Source organism: Halomonas ventosae (assembly GCF_004363555.1).
GTDB classification, from domain to species: Bacteria; Pseudomonadota; Gammaproteobacteria; order Pseudomonadales; family Halomonadaceae; genus Halomonas; species Halomonas ventosae.
In genome coordinates, this window is record NZ_SNZJ01000048.1 from 1 (window position 1) to 1,088 (window position 1,088).

Annotated in this window: 1 protein-coding gene; it reads right to left on the reverse strand. The window is 67.7% G+C overall.

The window, feature by feature from the left end; genetic code table 11:
* A partial coding sequence (locus DFP85_RS18810; protein WP_133637931.1) for an S-(hydroxymethyl)glutathione dehydrogenase/class III alcohol dehydrogenase occupies positions 1-1,088 on the reverse strand: 1,088 nt, incomplete at both ends.

Genomic DNA, 1,088 nt, shown 5'->3' on the forward strand with positions numbered 1-1,088 from the left:
AGCACGGTGCGGATGCTCTCGCCCCGGTGCAGCAGCTCGAAGGCCTCGTTGATCTGCTCGAAGGGCATGTCGTGGGTGATGAAGTCGTCGATGTTGATCTCGCCGTTCATGTAGCGCTCCACGTAGCCCGGCAACTCGGTGCGCCCCTTCACCCCGCCGAAGGCGGAACCCTTCCAGACCCGGCCGGTGACCAGCTGGAACGGCCGCGTGCTGATCTCCTCGCCGGCACCGGCCACGCCGATGATCACCGACTCGCCCCAGCCCTTGTGGCAGCACTCCAGCGCCGAGCGCATCACGTTGACGTTGCCGATGCACTCGAAGGAGTAGTCGACGCCGCCATCGGTCAGGTCGACGATCACCTGCTGGATGGGGTCGCCGTACTCCTTGGGGTTGACGAAGTCGGTGGCGCCGAACTGCTCGGCCAGCTTGAACTTCTCCGGGTTGACGTCGATGGCGATGATCCGCGAGGCCTTGGCCATCACCGCGCCCTGGATCACCGCCAGGCCGATGGCGCCCAGGCCGAAGACGGCGACGGTACTGCCCGGCTCCACCTTGGCGGTGTTCATCACCGCGCCGATGCCGGTGGTCACGCCGCAGCCCAGCAGGCAGATCTTGTCCATCGGCGCCGCCTTGGAGACCACGGCCAGCGAGACCTCGGGCAGCACCGTGTACTCGCTGAAGGTGGAGGTGCCCATGTAGTGGTGCAGCATCTTGCCGTCCAGCGAGAAGCGCGAGGTGCCATCCGGCATCACCCCCTTGCCCTGGGTGGCGCGCACCGCGCTGCACAGGTTGGTCTTGCCGGAGAGGCAGAACTTGCACTGGCCGCACTCGGCGGTATAGAGCGGGATGACGTGGTCCCCGGGCTTGACGCTGGTGACGCCCTCGCCGACCTCCTGGACGACGCCGGCCCCCTCGTGGCCCAGCACCGCCGGGAAATTGCCCTCCGGGTCGGCCCCGGAGAGGGTATAGGCATCGGTATGGCAGACGCTGGTGGCGGCAATCTTCACCAGCACCTCGCCGGCCCGGGGGCCCTCGACGTCGATCTCGACCAGGTCCAGGGGCTTGCCGGCTTCCATGGCGACGGCGGC